A 17007-nucleotide genomic window follows, 5' to 3' on the forward strand; every position below is an offset into this window, starting at 1 on the left:
AGGCTATGGGCGGCAACGGAACGGATACGGAAGCGGGACGCATTGACGTCGTATCGTGCGGCGTCGGCTTTCCCAAGGACGCCGAAACGCTGGGGCTGATCGGAGGGGCTGACGTGGTATTTGGCTCACGGGCGCTTCTGGGAGCCTGTCCTGTGGAGGCCCGTTTGACCCGGATCATCGGCGCGAAAGCCCGTGAGGATGCGGCGGATGCCCTCGCCTTGTGCCGGGCCGGGCGGCACGTCGTGGTATTGGCTTCAGGCGATGCGCTGTACCACGGGTTCGGGGGTACGCTTTCCGGCATGGCCCGCCCCGATGACGCCATCGTGCATCATCCCGGCATTACCGCTTTTCAGGCGCTGTTTCATCGGCTCGGCTTGCCGTGGCAGGACGCCCGCCTGTTCAGCGCACATTCCGGCGAAGCCTTGCCCGCCCGCGCCATTGCCGAAGCCCCGCTTTCCGTCGCCTATGCCGGAAGCCGCTACCCCGCCCATGCCATCGCGCAGGCAGTGCTCAAGCTCCATCCCGCGTCCGCCGAACGCGCCGCCGTCATTGCCGAACGCCTCGGTTCGCCCAAGGAACGCCTCGTTTCAGGCCCACTGGCGGATCTGGCCCACACTGAATGCGGCCCCACGTCCATCCTGCTTCTGCTTCCGAACCATTGGGGCTGCGCCCCCCATAGCGTCGCCCGCTTTGCCCTTGATGCGCGACCCGCCCCCCGCGAAGACGCCCCCACAGCCCGCAGTATCCCAGCGCCGATACTCACCCTTGGGCTTCCTGAAGAAGACTATGAACGCGAAAACAACCTGATTACCGCCTCCGACGTGCGGGCGGTGATCCTGTCGCGGCTGCGGCTTCCGGCATGGGGCACGCTGTGGGACATCGGGGCCGGAAGCGGTTCCGTGGGGCTGGAAGCCGCCGGACTGCGGCCCAACCTCAACGTCGTCGGCATTGAACGCAAACCCGAACGCGGCGCAATCATTGAGCGTAACCGCGCCCGTCTGGGCGTCCCCAATTATACGCTCCACATCGGCGACGCCCTTGGGCTTATCCGCGCCTCGTCCATCGGCAGCCTGCCAAGCGGTACGCCCGGCCTTCCCCGGCTCAACACCTCCGACGCCCCACATAATGAAACTTCCGTGCGGGAGGCTGGGAACAGAGAACACCCCATGTCCGCCTACCCGTGCGGCAAAACGCCCAAGGCGTACAGCCATAGGACGAAATCCGAACCCGCCTCCCCGTGCGGTATTGCGGACAGGAAAGAATGGACGACCGCCATTTTCCCCGCCTCGTCCATCGGCAGCCTGCCAAACGGCACACCCGGCCTTCCCCGGACCACCCCCCACGACGCCACGCATAATGAAACTTCCGTGCGGGAGGTTGGGAACAGGGAACATCCTATGCCCGCCTCTCCATGCGGCGAAACGCCCAAGGCGTACAGCCATAGAGCGGAATCCGAACCCGCCTCCGCGTGCGGCATTGCGGACAGGAAAGAATGGACGGTCACCATTTCCCCAGCCTCTCCATGCGGCAACGTGCCTCCCAGCGGACAGGACGACCCCTCCCTTTCCTCCCCATACAACGGAACTCCCGCCGCGCAACCTCCCCACCAGTCGAAAGTCTTGGGAAAGAGAGGGGATGGGGGTCCGGGGGAAGGGGAGAGGACAACCCTTCTTCAGAAGGGTTTCCTCTCCCCTTCCCCCGGCATCTCCGCCCCTTCCCTCCTCCCTCCCCCCGACCGCATCTTCATCGGCGGAGGCGGGCGGGGCTTGCCGGAACTGCTGGAGGCGTGCATGGAAAGGCTGGCGCCGGGCGGCATCATGGTAGTGAGCGCGGTGACGCTCGAAAGCTTCCATACCCTGTACGCTTGGTCCCCTGAGCGAAGAACCGGCCTGTGCAGCCTCAACATCGCCCACGAGCAGCCCATTGCCGGGACAAGCCGCCACTTGAAGCAACAGAACACCATCTACCTGTTTACATTCCAGAAAGAGATAATGCCATGAACACTCCTTTCGTCGAATTCGTCGGCGCCGGGCCGGGCGCGGAAGACCTCATCACCCTGCGCGGCCTGAATGCGCTGGAACAGGCCGACCTCGTGGTGTACGCCGGGTCACTGGTCAACCCCGGACACCTCAAGCGCTGCAAGCCCGGCTGCGAATGCAGGGACAGCGCCTCCATGAACCTTGGGGAGCAGGTCGCCGCCATGAGCGAAGCCGCCCTTGCCGGAAGGCGCGTCGTCCGCCTGCACACGGGAGATCCGGCTATGTACGGCGCGATCAATGAACAAATCAGCGCCCTTGCCGAAAAAGGCGTCGCCTCGCGCATCGTCCCCGGCGTGAGCAGCGTCTTCGGCGCGGCGGCGGCCCTCGGCTGCGAGCTTACCTGCCCCGACGTAAGCCAAAGCGTCGTGCTCACCCGCACCCCCGGACGTACCCCCATGCCCAAGGGCGAGGACGCGGCGGCCTTCGCACAAACCGGGGCTACGCTGGTATTCTTCCTCAGTACCGGGAAAATCGACGGCCTGACGGCGGATCTCATGGCTGAGGGCGGCCTGCCCCCGGATACCCCGGCGGCGGTGGTTTACCGCGCGACATGGCCTGACGAGCGCATCCTCCGGGGCACGGTGTCCGACATTGCGCGCAAGGTCGAAGAGGCGGGTTTTGGGCGGCAGGCGCTCATTTTCGTGGGCCGGGCGCTGGATGCCCAAGGCGGCAGGTCACGGCTTTACGGCGCGGGCTTTTCACATGGCTACAGGAACCACCTCGCCAATGAAGCCTTTGACGGGCGCTGCGCCCTGTATGCCTTTACCGACAAGGGGGTTGTCCGCGCCAAGGAAATCGCCGCCGGGCTCGGCCTGCCCACGGCGATCCATTCCACGCGCCCCACGGATGCGCCGGACGTCATATACACGCCGGGGGAAACCTTTGACGCGGCCCTGTCCGCCAACTGGAGGCAGTTCGATGCGCATATCTTCATCAGCGCGACCGGAATAGCTGTACGCAAGATTGCCCCGCTGCTCAGGGACAAGGCCAGCGATCCCGCCGTGTTGTCCTGCTCGGAAAGCGGCAGCCACGTGGTCGGCCTCACTTCGGGGCATCTCGGCGGCGCGAACCGCCTCGCCCGGCGCGTGGCCCGCATCACCGGCGGGCAGGCCGTGGTCAGCACCGCCACGGACGTCAACGGCCTCCCCGCCTTTGACGAGGCCGCCGCCCAGGAACATGCGCGCATCCTCAATACGGACGCCATCCGCAGCCTCAACGCCGCCCTGCTCTCCGGGGAACCGATTGCCTTTTGCGGCCCCCGCACGATATTCGACCGCCATTTCGCCGGGACGGATCAGGTCGCCTATACGGACAGGCCGGAAACGATCACCGCCCGCCATGCCGTGCTCTGGGATGCCGAAGGCACGGTTCCCGAAGGCGTACGGCATCTTGACATCACAAGCAAATCCTTTGTCCTTGGCGTGGGGTGCCGCCGTGGGGTCGAGCCGTTGGAACTGCGGCTCATTGCGGAAGGCCATCTCTCCGATCTCGGCCTGCGGCACGAGCACATCGCCGCCATCGCCTCGTGCGACGTGAAGGCCGATGAGCCCGCCATCCTCGAATTGGGCGAAAAATGGCAGGTGCCTGTGGAGTTCCACTCCGCCGCCCGGCTTGACGCCGTGCCCGTGCCCACGCCTTCGGCCAAAGTCCGCGAAAAGGTCGGCACCGCTTCGGTGAGCGAGGCCGCGTGCCTGCTTTCCGCCGGGTACGGCTCAACCCCCCAGCCCAAACTGTATGCCCCGAAAGCCGCCTTTGGGGACGTCACGCTGGCGCTGGCCCGGCTGCCGCACCTCTCCGCACCCAAGGCCGCAGGCGGGCAGGTCGTGGTCGTGGGGCTTGGTTCCGGCGCTTCCGGGCAGATTACGCCTGAGGTGGACGCCGCGCTCAGGCACTGCGGCACGGTGGCGGGATACAGCCATTACGTCGATTTCATCCGTGATCGCATCGCCGGGAAAAACATCATCCAGAACGGCATGATGGGAGAGGTGGAACGGTGCCGGGCCACGCTCGAAGCCGCCGCAGCCGGGCAGGAGGTCTGTATGGTCTGCTCCGGCGATCCCGGCATCCTGGCGATGGCGGGGCTGCTGTTCGAGCTGCGGGCGCGGGAACCGGAATTCGCGGGCATCCCGATCCGTGTCCTGCCGGGCATCACGGCGGCGAACATCGCGGCGGCTTCGCTTGGGGCGCCGCTCCAGAACGGCTTTTCACTGGTGAGCCTTTCCGATCTGCTTGTCCCTTCGGATGAAGTGCGGCAAAACCTGCGGGCCGTGGCGCAGTCCGCCCTGCCGGTGGCGCTCTACAACCCCGCCGGGCGCAAACGGCGGCATCTGCTCGCGGAGGCGCTCGGCATTTTCAGGGAACATCGCGGGGATGAGGTATTGTGCGCTTATGTCCGCCATGCCGGACGGCCTCAGGAGGCCAAATGGATCGGCAGGCTCGCCGATTTCCCCGCCGACGAAGTGGATATGTCCACCCTCGTCATCATCGGCGGCCCGCGCACGGTTACGGACGCCGGGGCCATGTATGAGGCGCGGGGGTATGTCGAGAAGTATATGGAATAATGACGGGGAAGGGGAACAGCCTATGCGACACGCGACATTCCACGCCTTTTGCATCGCCGCGCCCCGTTCGGGCGAGGGCAAGACCACGGCGAGCATCGCGCTCATGCGGGCCCTTGCCAAGCGCGGCCTGCGGGTGCAGGGGTTCAAATGCGGGCCGGACTACATCGATCCGAGCTTCCATGCCCAAGCCACCGGGCGGCCCGCCTGCAACCTCGATACGTGGATGATGGGCCGCGACGGAGTCCGGGCGCTGTGGGGAAGCCGCGCGCACGATGCCGACGCCGCCGTCTGCGAGGGCGTCATGGGGCTTTTCGACAGCCGCGATCCCGGCGATCCGGCGGGCGGTACGGTCGACTGCGCCCGCGCCCTCGGCATCCCTGCCGTGCTCGTGTTCAACGGCAGGGGCATGGCGGGTTCCGCGGCTGCGCTCGTCGCCGGGTTCCGGCTTCATGCCGCCCGCATGGGCGTCCGCCTCATCGGGGCCATCGCCAACAACGTGGGAAGCCCCCGCCATGCGGACATACTGCGCGAGGCATTGGAACGCTCCAGCCTTCCGCCGCTGCTCGGCGCGCTGCCCCGGCGTGAGGAATGGCGGCTCCCCGAACGCCAGCTTGGGCTCATCCCCGCGGAAGAGGCCGGGACGACCCCCGCATGGCTCGATGCGCTGGCGGATATGGCGGAACGGCATCTCGACATTGACCGCCTTCTTGCGCTGACCACGTCGGAACGCCCGGAACCGCCCCAACTGCCCGAACCGCCTGAACAGCCCGACCCCCCGCTTGCGGCAACCCTCCGGCCCAATCGCATGGGCATCACCCCCGGAGGAGGGGCCTTTTCCCCAAAAGAGGCCCCCCGCCCCCGGCGCATGGGCATCGCCAAGGACAAGGCTTTCCGCTTCTATTACGAGGAAAACGAGCGCGTCCTGCGTGCGCGGGGATGGGAACCCGTCCCCTTTTCCCCGCTTGCGGATACGGCCTTGCCGACCGGCATTGAGGCGCTGTACCTCGGCGGGGGCTATCCCGAAGTCTTCGCCCGCGAGCTGTCCGAAAACGCCGCCATGCGGGAAAGCATCCGGGATTTCGCCGCACAAGGCGGGGAAATCTATGCGGAATGCGGCGGCTATATGTATCTTTGCGCCACGCTCGAAGCCTCCGGGGAGGACGGGGGCACACGGGGCGGGCTCCGCATCTGGCCCATGTGCGGGGTCATCGACGCCACGGCGCGCATGGGCGGGCGCATCCGTTCCCTTGGGTATCGGGAGGCCTCCATGCTCTCCGGCGCGCCCTTCGGCTTGCGGGGCGGGGTCTTCCGGGGGCACGAGTTCCATTGGTCGGACATCGAATTGCACCGCGATTACCCGCCCCTGTATGAAGTCCGTACCCGTTCCGGCATCGAAAAAGCCGGGGTCGCCTTCGGCAACGTCAGGGCCGGATACGTCCATCTCTATTGGGGAAATGAAGGACATCCCGGAATAAACGGTGAAGACCACCCTTCCCCTCTCCCCTGTTTCTCCCACACCCCTGATGGAACACACGGGGAAAGCGGGAAGCACGGGAAACCTGATACCAACCTTGCGGCGGATAGGGCGGCGAATGGAGAGGCGGCGGATTCCCCCCGGATCGGGGTTCACCGGGATTTCGGCAGCCCGGCCCTTCAAGGGGGCGCACGCCCTTCCGGCACGCTCCCCTCCGGTCAGGTCATCCTCTTAAACGGGCCGTCGAGTTCGGGGAAGACCACGCTTTCCAAGGCGCTGCAAGCGCGGCTTCATGCGGATTACGGGCTGTGCTGCATGACGCTTTCCATCGATCAGCTTCTGAGGGCGAGCACGGGGGGGCATGAATCCGTACTCACGGGGCTTGCGCAAACGGGCCTTCCGCTCATCGAGACTTTCCACGCCGGCGTCGCGGCGGCGGCAAAGGCGGGCGCGTGGGTCATCGCGGATCACGTCATCGGAGAAGATCCGGGCTGGGTCGACGATCTGCTCGGACGGCTGGCGGGCGTTCCCATCCTGTCCGTACAGGTCACTTGCGACGCCGAAGAATTGCAGCGCCGCGAGTCCCTGCGCACGGATCGCACGCCGGACTGGGGGCACGCCGAACGTCAGGCGCGCTCCATCCATGTACCGCTCCCCAACCAGATGGCTGTGGACACCACCCGCACCGATCCCGAAACCTGCGCGGCCTGCATCCTTGAGGCCCTGTTTATGGAAAGCGGCATACCGATCTGATGGCCTGAACCGGCGGCCTCGGCCCGCAACAGAGGGGAACCGTCCCGACAGCCCCAGAAAAGTACGCCTGAGGGAAACCGCCCCGGCAACCTGAGAAAGAGGAAACCATTATGAAACCCGAAGCCCACGGCGGCGACTTGCTGCGCATGGCGGCTACAGCCGGACGCGATCCGGCGTCCCTGCTGGATTTCAGCGTGAACGTGCGGCCCGAAGGCCCGCCGGAGTTCATCCGTGCCGCTCTGTTCCGGGCCATGACCACGCTCGCGGCCTACCCTTCCCCCCATGCCGAGGAAGCCATGTCCGCGGCGGCCCGGCATCATGGGATGGACGCTTCCCGTTTCGTCTTCGGGAGCGGCAGCAACGAGCTTATCCACGCGCTTGCCCGCGTGCTCCGCAAGCGCGGCGTACCTTCCGTGCGCGTGGTCGAGCCCGCATTCAGCGAATACGGCATAGCCTGCCGCCTCGCCGGGATAGAGGCCATCCCCGTATGGGGGGGCATCATCGAAACCAATCAGGGCGGCCCGGCAACAGGCGCGGAAACGGAAAAAGATGCAGCCGTGCCCACGCGGGATCTGCTCGGCGCGCTCAGCGATGCCCCTGCGGGTTCGGCGGTCTTCCTTGCCAATCCCGGCAACCCTTCGGGGCTGTTCCGTACCCCGGACGAATGCCTGCGCCTCATGTCCTCGCGATCCGATCTCCTCTGGATCATTGATGAAGCGTTTGTCGAATACGCCGGGGCGGAAACGGAGGCTTCCGTACTGCGGCGGCTTCCCCAAAACGGCCTTGTCCTGCGCTCGCTGACCAAGTTCCATGCCGTTCCGGGGGTGCGCCTCGGATATCTCGCCGCCGATGCGGGGCTGGCGCAGGCCATCCGGGACGAGCTGCCCGCGTGGAGCGTCAACGCCTTTGCGCTGGCCGCCGCACAAGCCGTCTTCGCGGACACTTCGGGGTTCGCCGCACAAACCCGCGCCGAGAATGCCGAACGCCGCGCAGATCTCGCCGCAACCCTGTCCTCCCTGCCGGGAATCGAGGTTTACCCCTCCGCCGCCAACTACGTCCTGTTCCGCTGGCCCGGCGCGCCCCGCAACCTGCTCGGCATCCTCCTCAAACGCTTCGGCATCGCCGTCCGCGACTGCTCCAACTATCACGGGCTTGAAGACGGCTCGTGGTTCCGCGCCGCCGTCCGCTTTCCCGAAGACCACCGCCGCCTTGCCGAAGCCCTCTCCGCGATCCGGGAAACGATGTACGGGGCTCCCTCCCCCCAACTCCCCGAAACCCCAGCTGCTCCCGAACGGAACAGCACGGGGCGCGGGGGGCCCTCCCCCGCATCCCCTGAAACTGCGGCTTCACCTGAATCAAACAGCAAAGTTTACAGGAGCATCCCCCCGGTTTCATCCGAACACAACAATATGTGCGGAAACAAAACCCCAGACGTGCCCCAACGCAACACGGCTTGCGGGATTTCCCCCTTCCCGCTCCTCGAAAACCTGGCTGCTCCCGAACGGAACAACACGGGGCGCGGGGGCCCTTCCTACGCATCCCCTGAATTTCCGGCTTCACCTGAATCAGACAGCAAAATTTACAGGAGCATCCCCCCGGTTTCATCCGAACACAACAATGTGTGTGGAAACAAAACCCCAGACATGCCCCGACACAACACGGCTTGCGGGATTTCCCCCTCCCCGTTCCCCGAAAACCCAGCTGCCCCCGAACGGAACAACACGGGGCGCGGGGTTCCTTCCCACGCATCCCCTGAAGCTGCGGCTTCACCCGAATCAGACAGCAAAATATACGGGAACATCCCTCCCACTTCCCCCGAATCCGACAACAAGGATTCGATAAACACAAAAGTCTTAGGAAGAGGAGGGATGGGGGCCTGGGGGAAGGGAGGAGAAAGCCCTTCTTCAGAAGGGTTTCTCCTCCTTTCCCCCAGCATACCCTACCGCCGCCCCCCCCGCCATACCCCGGCCCTCATGCTGCAAGGCACCTCCTCCAACGCGGGCAAGAGCATCCTCGCGGCGGCCTACTGCCGCATCTTCCGGCAGGACGGCTACAGCGTCGCGCCGTTCAAGGCCCAAAACATGTCGCTGAACTCAGGCGTTACGGCGACGGGCGACGAAATGGGCCGCGCCCAGATCGTGCAGGCGCAGGCCGCCTTCGTCGACCCGGACGCCCGCATGAACCCCATCCTGCTCAAGCCGCACTCGGATACGGGATCGCAGGTCGTCGTCCTCGGACAACCCATCGGGCACATGGGCGTCCTCGACTACTTCAAGAAAAAAAAGGAATTATGGAAAACCGTCACCGAAGCCTACGACAGCCTCGCCGCAGGCCATGACGTCATGGTGCTCGAAGGCGCAGGCAGCCCCGGCGAAGTCAACCTCAAGGCCCACGATGTCGTCAACATGCGCATGGCCGAACATGCGCGGGCTTCCGTGCTGCTCGTCGGGGACATCGACCGGGGCGGCGTCTACGCTTCCTTCCTCGGCACGTGGATGACCTTCACCGACGCCGAACGCCGCCTGCTCACCGGCTATATCGTCAACCGTTTCCGGGGGGACGCCTCCCTGCTTGGCCCGGCCCATGAATACATGCTCGACCATACGGGGACTCCCGTGCTCGGCACCATTCCTTATATACGCGACCTCAACATCCCCGAAGAAGACATGGCGGGCTTCTCATGGGGGCACGCCGGCTGCGGGGAAAAAAAGGAAGGGGCGCTGGACATCGCCGTGGTCATGCTGCGGCACGTATCCAACTATACCGACTTCGCGCCGCTCGCCGCCGAACCAGACGTCAGCCTGCGCCCGGTGCGCCGCGCGGAGGAGTGGGGCGACCCCGATGTGGTGATGCTTCCGGGCTCGAAAAGCGTCGTCCCCGACCTCGACGACCTGCGCCGCTCCGGGCTGGCCGAGAAGATCCTCGGACACGCGGAGCGCGGCAAATGGATCTTCGGCATCTGCGGCGGGTTGCAGATCCTGGGCCGGGCCATCCTCGACCCTTACGGCATCGAGTCCGCCGCGCCGGAAGTGCCGGGGCTTGGGCTCATGGATCTGCGCTCGACCTTCGCCGCGGATAAGACGCTTGTGCGCGTGGCCCGCGCCGAAACCCCCCTCGGTGTGCCGTCCGGCGGCTATGAAATCCATCACGGCCTCACCGAGCACGGCCCTTCGGCCCTGCCGCTGTTCCTGCGGGCCGACCGCGCCTATCCGTCCGAAGAGGCGCGCATCTGCGGCTACGTCTCCGGGCGGCGCTGGGCCACCTACCTGCACGGCGTTTTCGATGACGACGCCTTCCGCCGCGCGTGGCTCGACCATGTGCGCGCCGACGTCGGCCTTGCACCGCAGGGCCGCCGGCTGACCGCCTATGATCTGGAAAAGGCGCTGGACAGGCTCGCGGACATTGTGCGCGAACATTCAGATATGGAAACCATTTACCAAAGCATGGGATTGAAATGAACCTCGCCTTCCTCGCGCTGCTGCCCGCCGCGCTGCTGATCGACCGCCTTTTTGGGGAACTGCCTTCCCGCGTGCATCCCGTCTGCATGATGGGCGCTCTGGCCTCACGCATGGAGGCCCTGCTCCGGCGCGGCCCCAACAACGCCCTGATGTCCCTTTCCGGTGCCCTCGCCTGCCTGCTTGTCGTCCTGCCCTGCGCCGCCCTCGCGGGCGGGCTGGCGTGGGCCGCGCAAGTTTACGCCGAGCCGCGGGCGGCGTGGTTCGTGTCCGCCATCACCATCTGGATCTGCGTCGCGCCCCGGAGCCTTGACGAGCACGCCCTGCGCGTCGCCGTCCCGCTTGCCAAGGGCGACCTCGAAGGCGCACGCAAGGCCGTCTCCATGATGGTGGGCCGCAACCCCGGACGCCTCGACGCCCACGGCGTGGCCCGCGCCTGTGTGGAAAGCGTGGGCGAGAACCTCACGGACGGCGTCCTGTCCACACTGTTCTGGGCGGGCGTCGGCCTGTTCTTTTTCGGATATCCGGGGGCCGCGTGCCTTGCCGTGCTGCACCGCTCCGCCAACGTGCTTGACGCGCTCTGGGGCAAGAAAAACGAAAAGTACATCCGTTTCGGGACGTTCGCGGCACGGCTCGACGATGCCCTGAACTTCGTCCCGGCCCGGCTGTCCCTGCCTTGCATCGCGTTCGCCTCCCGCATCATCCCGAACCTGCGGCACGGGGACATCCTGCCCGTGGGCTGGAAATACCGCGCGGCCCACGAAAGCCCCAACTCAGCATGGAGCGAGGCGGCCTTTGCCGGGGCCCTCGGCCTCAAGCTCGGAGGCCCCGCCGTATATGGGGATCTGCGCGTCGACCATCCGTGGCTCGGCGACGGAACCCCCGACGCCAAGCCCGCTCACATCGTGCTGGCGGTGCGGCTCATGTGGCATTCCGTCATCGTCTTCACGCTGTTTGAAGTGTTCCTTATCGGCATGTTGAGCTTGTAAAGACCATCCGTTGGAGAAGAAGGGCCATGAACACACTGACGATCCCCCCTTTTTCGGCAAGGGCGGCGGAAGCGGCGCAACGGCGTCTGGACAACCTCGCCAAGGTTCCGGGGAGCCTCGGCAGGCTTGAGGAACTGGCGGTACGGCTCGCGGGGATCACCGGGAACGAATGCCCGGCCTTTCCCGAAAAGGCCGTAGTGCTGTTCGCGGCTGATCACGACATCGCCCTTCGGGGCGTGAGCGCCACGGGGCAGGAAGTGACGGAAATGCAGGTACGCAATTTCGTCAAGGGCGGCGGGACGATAAATGCCTTCTGCCGCAATGCCGGGGCGAGGCTTTCCGTCGTGGACGTGGGCGTGAAGGGCGACCTCCGCGATGTGGAGGGCCTTATACGGCGCAAGGTCATGCACGCGGCCCGCGACTTCAGCGAAGGCCCGGCCATGACCCGTGAAGAGGCGCTGGCCTGCATACAGGTGGGCATCGACATGGCCCGCGAGGAGGCGGCCAAGGGCGCAACCCTGCTTGCCGCCGGGGAAATGGGCATCGGCAACACCTCGCCCTCCTCGGCCATCGCCGCCGTGCTCACCGGCGCGTCGGTTGACGAGGTGACGGGCATCGGATCCGGCATCCCTTCCGGGCGCGTCCGCCATAAGGCCGACCTCATCCGGCGCGGCATCGCCGTCAACCGCCCCGATCCGCGTGATGCCGTCGACGTGCTCGCCAAGGTCGGCGGGCCGGAACTCGCGGCCATGAGCGGGCTCATGCTCGGCGGGGCGTCGCTGCGCATCCCGGTCGTGGTGGACGGCTTCATCGCCGGGGCCGCCGCAGCCGTCGCCGTGGGCATCCGGCCCGGCGTGCGGGACATGCTCATCGGCTCGCATTCGTCCGTGGAGCCGGGGCATCGGCTCATCATGGATTACCTCGGCATCCCCACCTATTTTGATTTCGGGCTCAGGCTTGGGGAAGGCACGGGCGCGGCGCTGCTCTATCCAATCATCGACGCCGCCGTCCGCATCCTTACGGAAATGAACACGTTACAAGGCATAGGCATACAATGACGCTCCGCGCCGCCCTCGGCTTCTTCACCCGCCTGCCCATCGGTTCCGCGCCGCTGCCGCCCACCTTCCGGGGCGTCGCCGTCTGGCTGCCCATGGTCGGGCTCATCATCGGCCTGCTCGTATCCCTCGCCCTCGGCCTTGCGGCGCAGATCCTGCCCGCCTCCTTGTGCGGCGTCATCGGCTGCCTTGCTTGGGTCGCGGTGACGGGTGGGCTCCATCTTGACGGCGTGGCGGACTGCGGGGACGGGCTCATCGTGGAGGCTCCCCCGGCCCGGCGTCTGGAAATCATGAAGGATTCCCGGCTCGGCACGTTCGGCGGGGCCGCGCTGTTCTTCATCCTCGCGCTCAAGGCCGCGGCCCTCGGCGCGCTGGCGGGCACGTTTCAGGCGGAAGGAAGCGGGCCGGACGCCTTCGCGCCCCTCCTGCTGTCCTGCTGCCTTGCCGGGACGCTGGCGCGGTGCATGGTTTTCGCGGCGATGCGCGTCCCCTCGGCGCGTCCGGGCGGGCTCGGCGAAGCCCTGCACGAAGGCGTGGCCCCGCGCCATGAACTGATCGCCCTTGCAGCCGGGCTCGGCCTGTGCGCCGCCAACGGGATGCGCGGGCTCTACGCCCTCGTCGCCGCCCTGCTCGCCGCATCCCTTCTGCTTTCCGCCGCAAGGAAACGGCTCGGCGGCGTCACCGGGGACGTCTTCGGGTGCCTCATCGAGCTGACGGAATGCGCCGTCCTCGTCGTGTGTTGCGTATGAAGTTGAATAAGGAAAACAGCCTGATGCCAAAATACACGCTCCCGAATCTGCGCCTTGGCGCGACCTCGTTCCTGCTGCACGCGGCCTATGTGCCCGCCGTGCGGTTTGCGGCGGAGCGGTGCGATGACGTGGCGCTTTTGCTGCTGGAAACGGGCGGGCGTGGCGAATACCTCGCCACACCCGGCGAGATCGCCGAAATCGGCAGGATCATTGCCGGAGAGGGCGCAACTTTACACGTGCATCTGCCCACGGACGCCGATTTCGATACGCGGGAAGGCGCGCGGGCGATGATCGAGAAAGTCCGCCGCGCCGCCGAACTCACCGGCCCGCTTGATCCGCACAGTTTCGTACTGCATGTGGATTTCCCCTCCCTGCATGGGACAGGGCGGGAACCTTCCGCCGAACAGCAGGAGTGGACTGCCGAGGCCTTGCGTGAAATCGCGGCGCATCTGCCCGCGCCGGAACGCCTCGCCGTGGAGAACCTTGAGTCCTACGCCCCCACGTTCTGGGATCGCTGGCTTGCGGGTACGCCGTACTCCCGCTGTCTCGACGTTGGGCATATCTGGAAGGACGGCGGCGATCCCGCCCCTGTGCTTGCGGCGTGGCTCCCACGGGTGCGCGTCATCCATCTGCATGGCCTGGAGCCACGCGGGGACGGGGCAGGTGCGGCGGGCGCGGCAAAACAGCAAGGCAGGCAAAAGGCCCCGGAAACGCCGGTGGGAAGGAACCTCCCCCGCCTGTTCGGGACTCGCCCGCGTGACCACAAATCGCTCCGGTTCATGCCGCCGGAGCTCGTGGACGAGGTGGCGCATCCCCTCTGGAAGGCCGGGTTTTCCGGCGTGCTCAACCTTGAGGTCTTTTCCGTCGAGGATTTTGCCGTTTCCCATGCCGTGCTCATGCAGTCGTGGGAGCGGTATCAGGGAAAACGATTGGGGAGGGAATAATTGGGGAGGGGAGGAAGGGACTTTCTGGAGAAAGTCCCTTCCTCCCCTCCCCAAACCCCACCCCTCCATCTTCAAAGACTTTTGACCTTATCGAATCCCTTTTCACAGGTTTTCCCAAGCATGGAAGGCAGTCATATTTTCAATGGGAATGGTTCCATAATGGATTAAAAAAACAAATGAAATATTAGACTGTATCGTAGGAAACGGTTGATGCTTTCTTGAAATCCTAAGGCTCTGTTCAAGTTTACGGTTGATAAAGAGAAGTATGCTCCTTTTACCGCCGAAGGCGCGAGCGTCAGCGAGCTTTGAAGACGTCCCCCGCCGCATGGCAATGCGGCATGGGAGGAGGTCAAGGAGCGGCCAAATGTCTCGCGAAGCGCGGTCGAGAGCGGCGAAACCGCGCGAGACGAAGCGCCGTCAGTCGCTGCTGGAGGATGCCTTTCACCGCGCTGGAAGTGCGGCCGCCTTCACGGCAGCGAATGTTCCGCTGAAACAGGGGCAGATAGATGAACGACCTCTGATTGCTGTATCAGCCGGAAACTTTAACACAGCCAATCCTAAAGGAATAACCAATAAAATAGGCTGTGTCCTAGAAAACGGTTAATGTTTTATTTTCTTGAAATTCCAAGGAAATAACCAATAAAATCCCCCAATCACAGAGCCCACCAGCGGAAAATTTGGAGAAAAAGCATATATTTTCAGTACATTACCAAAACAAAACAACCATACACTATGACAAAGCCAATATTAAAAGGCTGTGTTATAGAAAATGGTTGATGTGTTTTCCTTGAAACTCCAAAGGGATAACCAGCAAAATGCCTTAGCCGTGGATTCCGCCAAGGGGAAAACGGGATAAAAAGGCTGTATCTTCACCGTACTGTGGAGACGAAACAACCACATACTAAAAAGAGCCAAAAAATATGGCTGTGCCATAGGAAATGGCTGACGTTTTCTTGAAGTTCCAAAGGGATAACCAAGGATCCGTCATGGTATGTATTTATTTTATCTCCACAGCATGGTGAGATACAGACTTTTTCTCAAATTTTTCTGCTGGTGGACTCCATGATGGGATATTTTATTGGTTATTCCTTTAGGATTTCAAGAAAGCATCAACCGTTTCCTATGGCACAGCCAACCAATAGAATAAATCAGTTATGTAATTTACCAACGGAAAAGCTGGAAAAAAGCCGTATGTTCACTATATGTGGAAATGAAACAGCCACAGCCTATGACAGAGCCAACAACATCAGAAAAATGGATGTTCCGCATGGGGAAAGTGTTTGCGTTTGACTCGCGGCAAGCACCGATGCAACATTTTCCCGCATAAAAAAGCTCTGTCAGGGTATAGGGTATAGGGTTGTTTCATCTCCACAGTGCGGTGAAAAATACAGTCTTTTTCTCCAGTTTTCCCCTTGGCGGAATCCACGGCTAAGGCATTTTGCTGGTTATTTCTTTGGAACTTCAAGGAAAAACGCATCAGCCACTTTTATGACACAGCCTAAGTCGTGTCGTCATTGAACATATAACTATTGAACTTATTGAAAATAATCTTTTTTGCAGCTCAAAAATAGATTAATAATTTCAATAAATTATATCTAATTGACGCACGATCTAAAAAATAGCGCAGATGGGAACCCTTTTCCGAAGGGGCTTTCTATCCGCAAAGGCCAACAGTATGGATAAGCCTGATCTGACCCTTTATCTCGGCGGCACGCGGAGCGGCAAAAGCGCACGCGCGGAGGCCCGCGTTTTTGAACGTGCCGACGGCCCGGTGCTGTATGTCGCCACAGCCGAAACGCGGCCGGACGATCCTTCGATGACGGAACGCATCCGGCGGCACCGTGCCCGCCGCCCGGAAAACTGGCGAACGCTCGAATGCCCGCTGCATCTTGGGGAGCGCATTGCCGCCGCTCTCATGGAATACGGCATGGCAGGAAATGTTTCTGGATGGGGCACTGGAGAAAACGCCAGAACCGCTTCCATGCCGCCCGGACAATCCAACGGTGGAACCCCCACTCCGAGGGGGGGCCATTCAGATGGTGCCCCCAGCAGTTGGAAGACAGAGGAGCAGTATACGGCCCCAAAAACAGATAGGGCTTTCAAGAAAGCCACGTACGAGGTACAAGGCGAGGCAAAGAAGGTTCCTACCATCTTGCTGGACTGCGTGACGTTGTGGGTATCGAATATCCTGTTCAGCCTGCCTGATCCCGAAGATCTGCTTGTCTTTGAGGAGGCGGTACGCCACGAAACGGAAGCGCTGCTTGCCGTAATCCGCTCTTCCGGCTGCCGCTGGGTGGTCGTTTCCGGCGAAACCGGGCTTGGCGGCATCGAACCCACCCGGCTCGGACGTAATTATCACGATGGACTCGGCCTCGCCAACCAGCTTATCGCCGCGCAAGCCCGTGAAGCCTTCCTCGTCATTGCCGGGAGACTGCTCAGGCTGGAGGAATAAAAAAGTGCCAATGGGATAGAACTGCTCCTCTTTCCTTACTCCAAAAGGAAAAGCAGTATGCCTTTGGCCTTTCCTGCCCTCAAATAAAAAAAGCCCTGTCATGGTATGTGGTTGTTTCATCTCCACAGTGAGATGAAAATATAGCCTTTTTCTCCACTGTTCCCATCAGCGGAATCCATAACTAAGGTATTTTTCTGGTTATTCCTTTGGAACTTCAAGGAAAAATATCAACCATTTTCTATGACACAGCTATAAAAATACTCCGCCACGCTTTTCTGTTAGGAATAAAAGCGGCACCACTAGATAACACTAAAAATCTTTGAGAGAGAGAGAGAGAGAGAGAGAAAGAAAGAAAGAAAGAAAGAAAGAAAGAAAAACAGAGCTTTTTTCAGTTTTCCTGTTGGCAGGCTCTACGGCTGAGGCATTTTATTGGTTATTCCTTTGGAACTTGCATCAGCCACTTCCTATGGCACAGCCTCAGTGTAAAATGGCATCCCATCAAGCGTTGGGGCAGGGCCTTCTTTTTAAAGGGTATT

Annotated in this window: 10 protein-coding genes; all 10 read left to right on the forward strand. The window is 63.0% G+C overall.

The window, feature by feature from the left end:
- The first annotated feature begins 5 nt into the window (after positions 1-5).
- The 10 genes from AC6I1V_RS17030 (at position 6) to AC6I1V_RS17075 (ending at position 16471) form a co-directional block, all read left to right on the forward strand.
- Positions 6-2000, forward strand: a complete 1995-nt coding sequence (locus AC6I1V_RS17030) for a bifunctional cobalt-precorrin-7 (C(5))-methyltransferase/cobalt-precorrin-6B (C(15))-methyltransferase (protein WP_486854870.1) — start codon at positions 6-8, stop codon at positions 1998-2000.
- Positions 1997-4600, forward strand: coding sequence for a precorrin-4 C(11)-methyltransferase (gene cobM, locus AC6I1V_RS17035; RefSeq protein ID WP_486854871.1), 2604 nt, complete (start codon positions 1997-1999; stop codon positions 4598-4600). The genes AC6I1V_RS17030 and cobM overlap by 4 nt, the downstream gene beginning before the upstream one ends.
- Before the next feature lie 22 nt (positions 4601-4622).
- On the forward strand, positions 4623-6827 hold the full coding sequence (locus AC6I1V_RS17040) for a cobyrinic acid a,c-diamide synthase CobB (protein WP_497737269.1): 2205 nt from the start codon (positions 4623-4625) through the stop codon (positions 6825-6827).
- A gap of 110 nt (positions 6828-6937) precedes the next feature.
- Positions 6938-10285 carry a cobyric acid synthase gene (locus AC6I1V_RS17045; RefSeq protein ID WP_497737270.1) on the forward strand — a complete coding sequence of 1116 codons (3348 nt, stop codon included), beginning with the start codon at positions 6938-6940 and terminating at the stop codon, positions 10283-10285.
- Positions 10282-11271 carry an adenosylcobinamide-phosphate synthase CbiB gene (cbiB, locus tag AC6I1V_RS17050; protein WP_486850654.1) on the forward strand — a complete coding sequence of 330 codons (990 nt, stop codon included), beginning with the start codon at positions 10282-10284 and terminating at the stop codon, positions 11269-11271. Before AC6I1V_RS17045 ends, cbiB begins: the two co-directional genes overlap by 4 nt.
- A 26-nt stretch (positions 11272-11297) precedes the next feature.
- Positions 11298-12329: a nicotinate-nucleotide--dimethylbenzimidazole phosphoribosyltransferase gene (cobT, locus tag AC6I1V_RS17055; RefSeq protein WP_486854267.1), complete on the forward strand. Its 1032-nt coding sequence runs from the start codon at positions 11298-11300 to the stop codon at positions 12327-12329.
- The gene (gene cobS, locus AC6I1V_RS17060) at positions 12326-13075 is read left to right on the forward strand and encodes an adenosylcobinamide-GDP ribazoletransferase (protein ID WP_486850652.1); all 750 of its coding nucleotides are present in this window, start codon (positions 12326-12328) and stop codon (positions 13073-13075) included. Before cobT ends, cobS begins: the two co-directional genes overlap by 4 nt.
- A 23-nt stretch (positions 13076-13098) precedes the next feature.
- Complete coding sequence (cbiR, locus tag AC6I1V_RS17065) at positions 13099-14019, forward strand: cobamide remodeling phosphodiesterase CbiR (RefSeq protein WP_486854268.1); 921 nt, start codon at positions 13099-13101, stop codon at positions 14017-14019.
- Positions 14020-14383: 364 nt separating this feature from the next.
- Positions 14384-14623, forward strand: a complete 240-nt coding sequence (locus tag AC6I1V_RS17070) for a hypothetical protein (RefSeq protein ID WP_486854269.1) — start codon at positions 14384-14386, stop codon at positions 14621-14623.
- A gap of 1071 nt (positions 14624-15694) precedes the next feature.
- A complete protein-coding gene (locus AC6I1V_RS17075; RefSeq protein ID WP_486854270.1) occupies positions 15695-16471 on the forward strand; it encodes a bifunctional adenosylcobinamide kinase/adenosylcobinamide-phosphate guanylyltransferase in 777 nt (258 codons plus the stop codon).
- The last annotated feature ends 536 nt before the right edge of the window (positions 16472-17007 follow it).

The organism is Bilophila sp. T19-St14, assembly GCF_059728385.1.

What these genes read in the sequence shown, in the direction of transcription:
- cbiB (WP_486850654.1), top strand. Translation starts at nt 10,282, where the DNA reads ATGAACCTCGCCTTCCTCGCGCTGCTGCCCGCCGCGCTGCTGATCGAC.
- cbiR (WP_486854268.1), top strand. Translation starts at nt 13,099, where the DNA reads ATGCCAAAATACACGCTCCCGAATCTGCGCCTTGGCGCGACCTCGTTC.
- cobT (WP_486854267.1), top strand. Translation starts at nt 11,298, where the DNA reads ATGAACACACTGACGATCCCCCCTTTTTCGGCAAGGGCGGCGGAAGCG.
- AC6I1V_RS17030 (WP_486854870.1), top strand. Translation starts at nt 6, where the DNA reads ATGGGCGGCAACGGAACGGATACGGAAGCGGGACGCATTGACGTCGTA.
- AC6I1V_RS17040 (WP_497737269.1), top strand. Translation starts at nt 4,623, where the DNA reads ATGCGACACGCGACATTCCACGCCTTTTGCATCGCCGCGCCCCGTTCG.
- AC6I1V_RS17070 (WP_486854269.1), top strand. Translation starts at nt 14,384, where the DNA reads ATGTCTCGCGAAGCGCGGTCGAGAGCGGCGAAACCGCGCGAGACGAAG.
- AC6I1V_RS17075 (WP_486854270.1), top strand. Translation starts at nt 15,695, where the DNA reads ATGGATAAGCCTGATCTGACCCTTTATCTCGGCGGCACGCGGAGCGGC.
- AC6I1V_RS17045 (WP_497737270.1), top strand. Translation starts at nt 6,938, where the DNA reads ATGAAACCCGAAGCCCACGGCGGCGACTTGCTGCGCATGGCGGCTACA.
- cobS (WP_486850652.1), top strand. Translation starts at nt 12,326, where the DNA reads ATGACGCTCCGCGCCGCCCTCGGCTTCTTCACCCGCCTGCCCATCGGT.
- cobM (WP_486854871.1), top strand. Translation starts at nt 1,997, where the DNA reads ATGAACACTCCTTTCGTCGAATTCGTCGGCGCCGGGCCGGGCGCGGAA.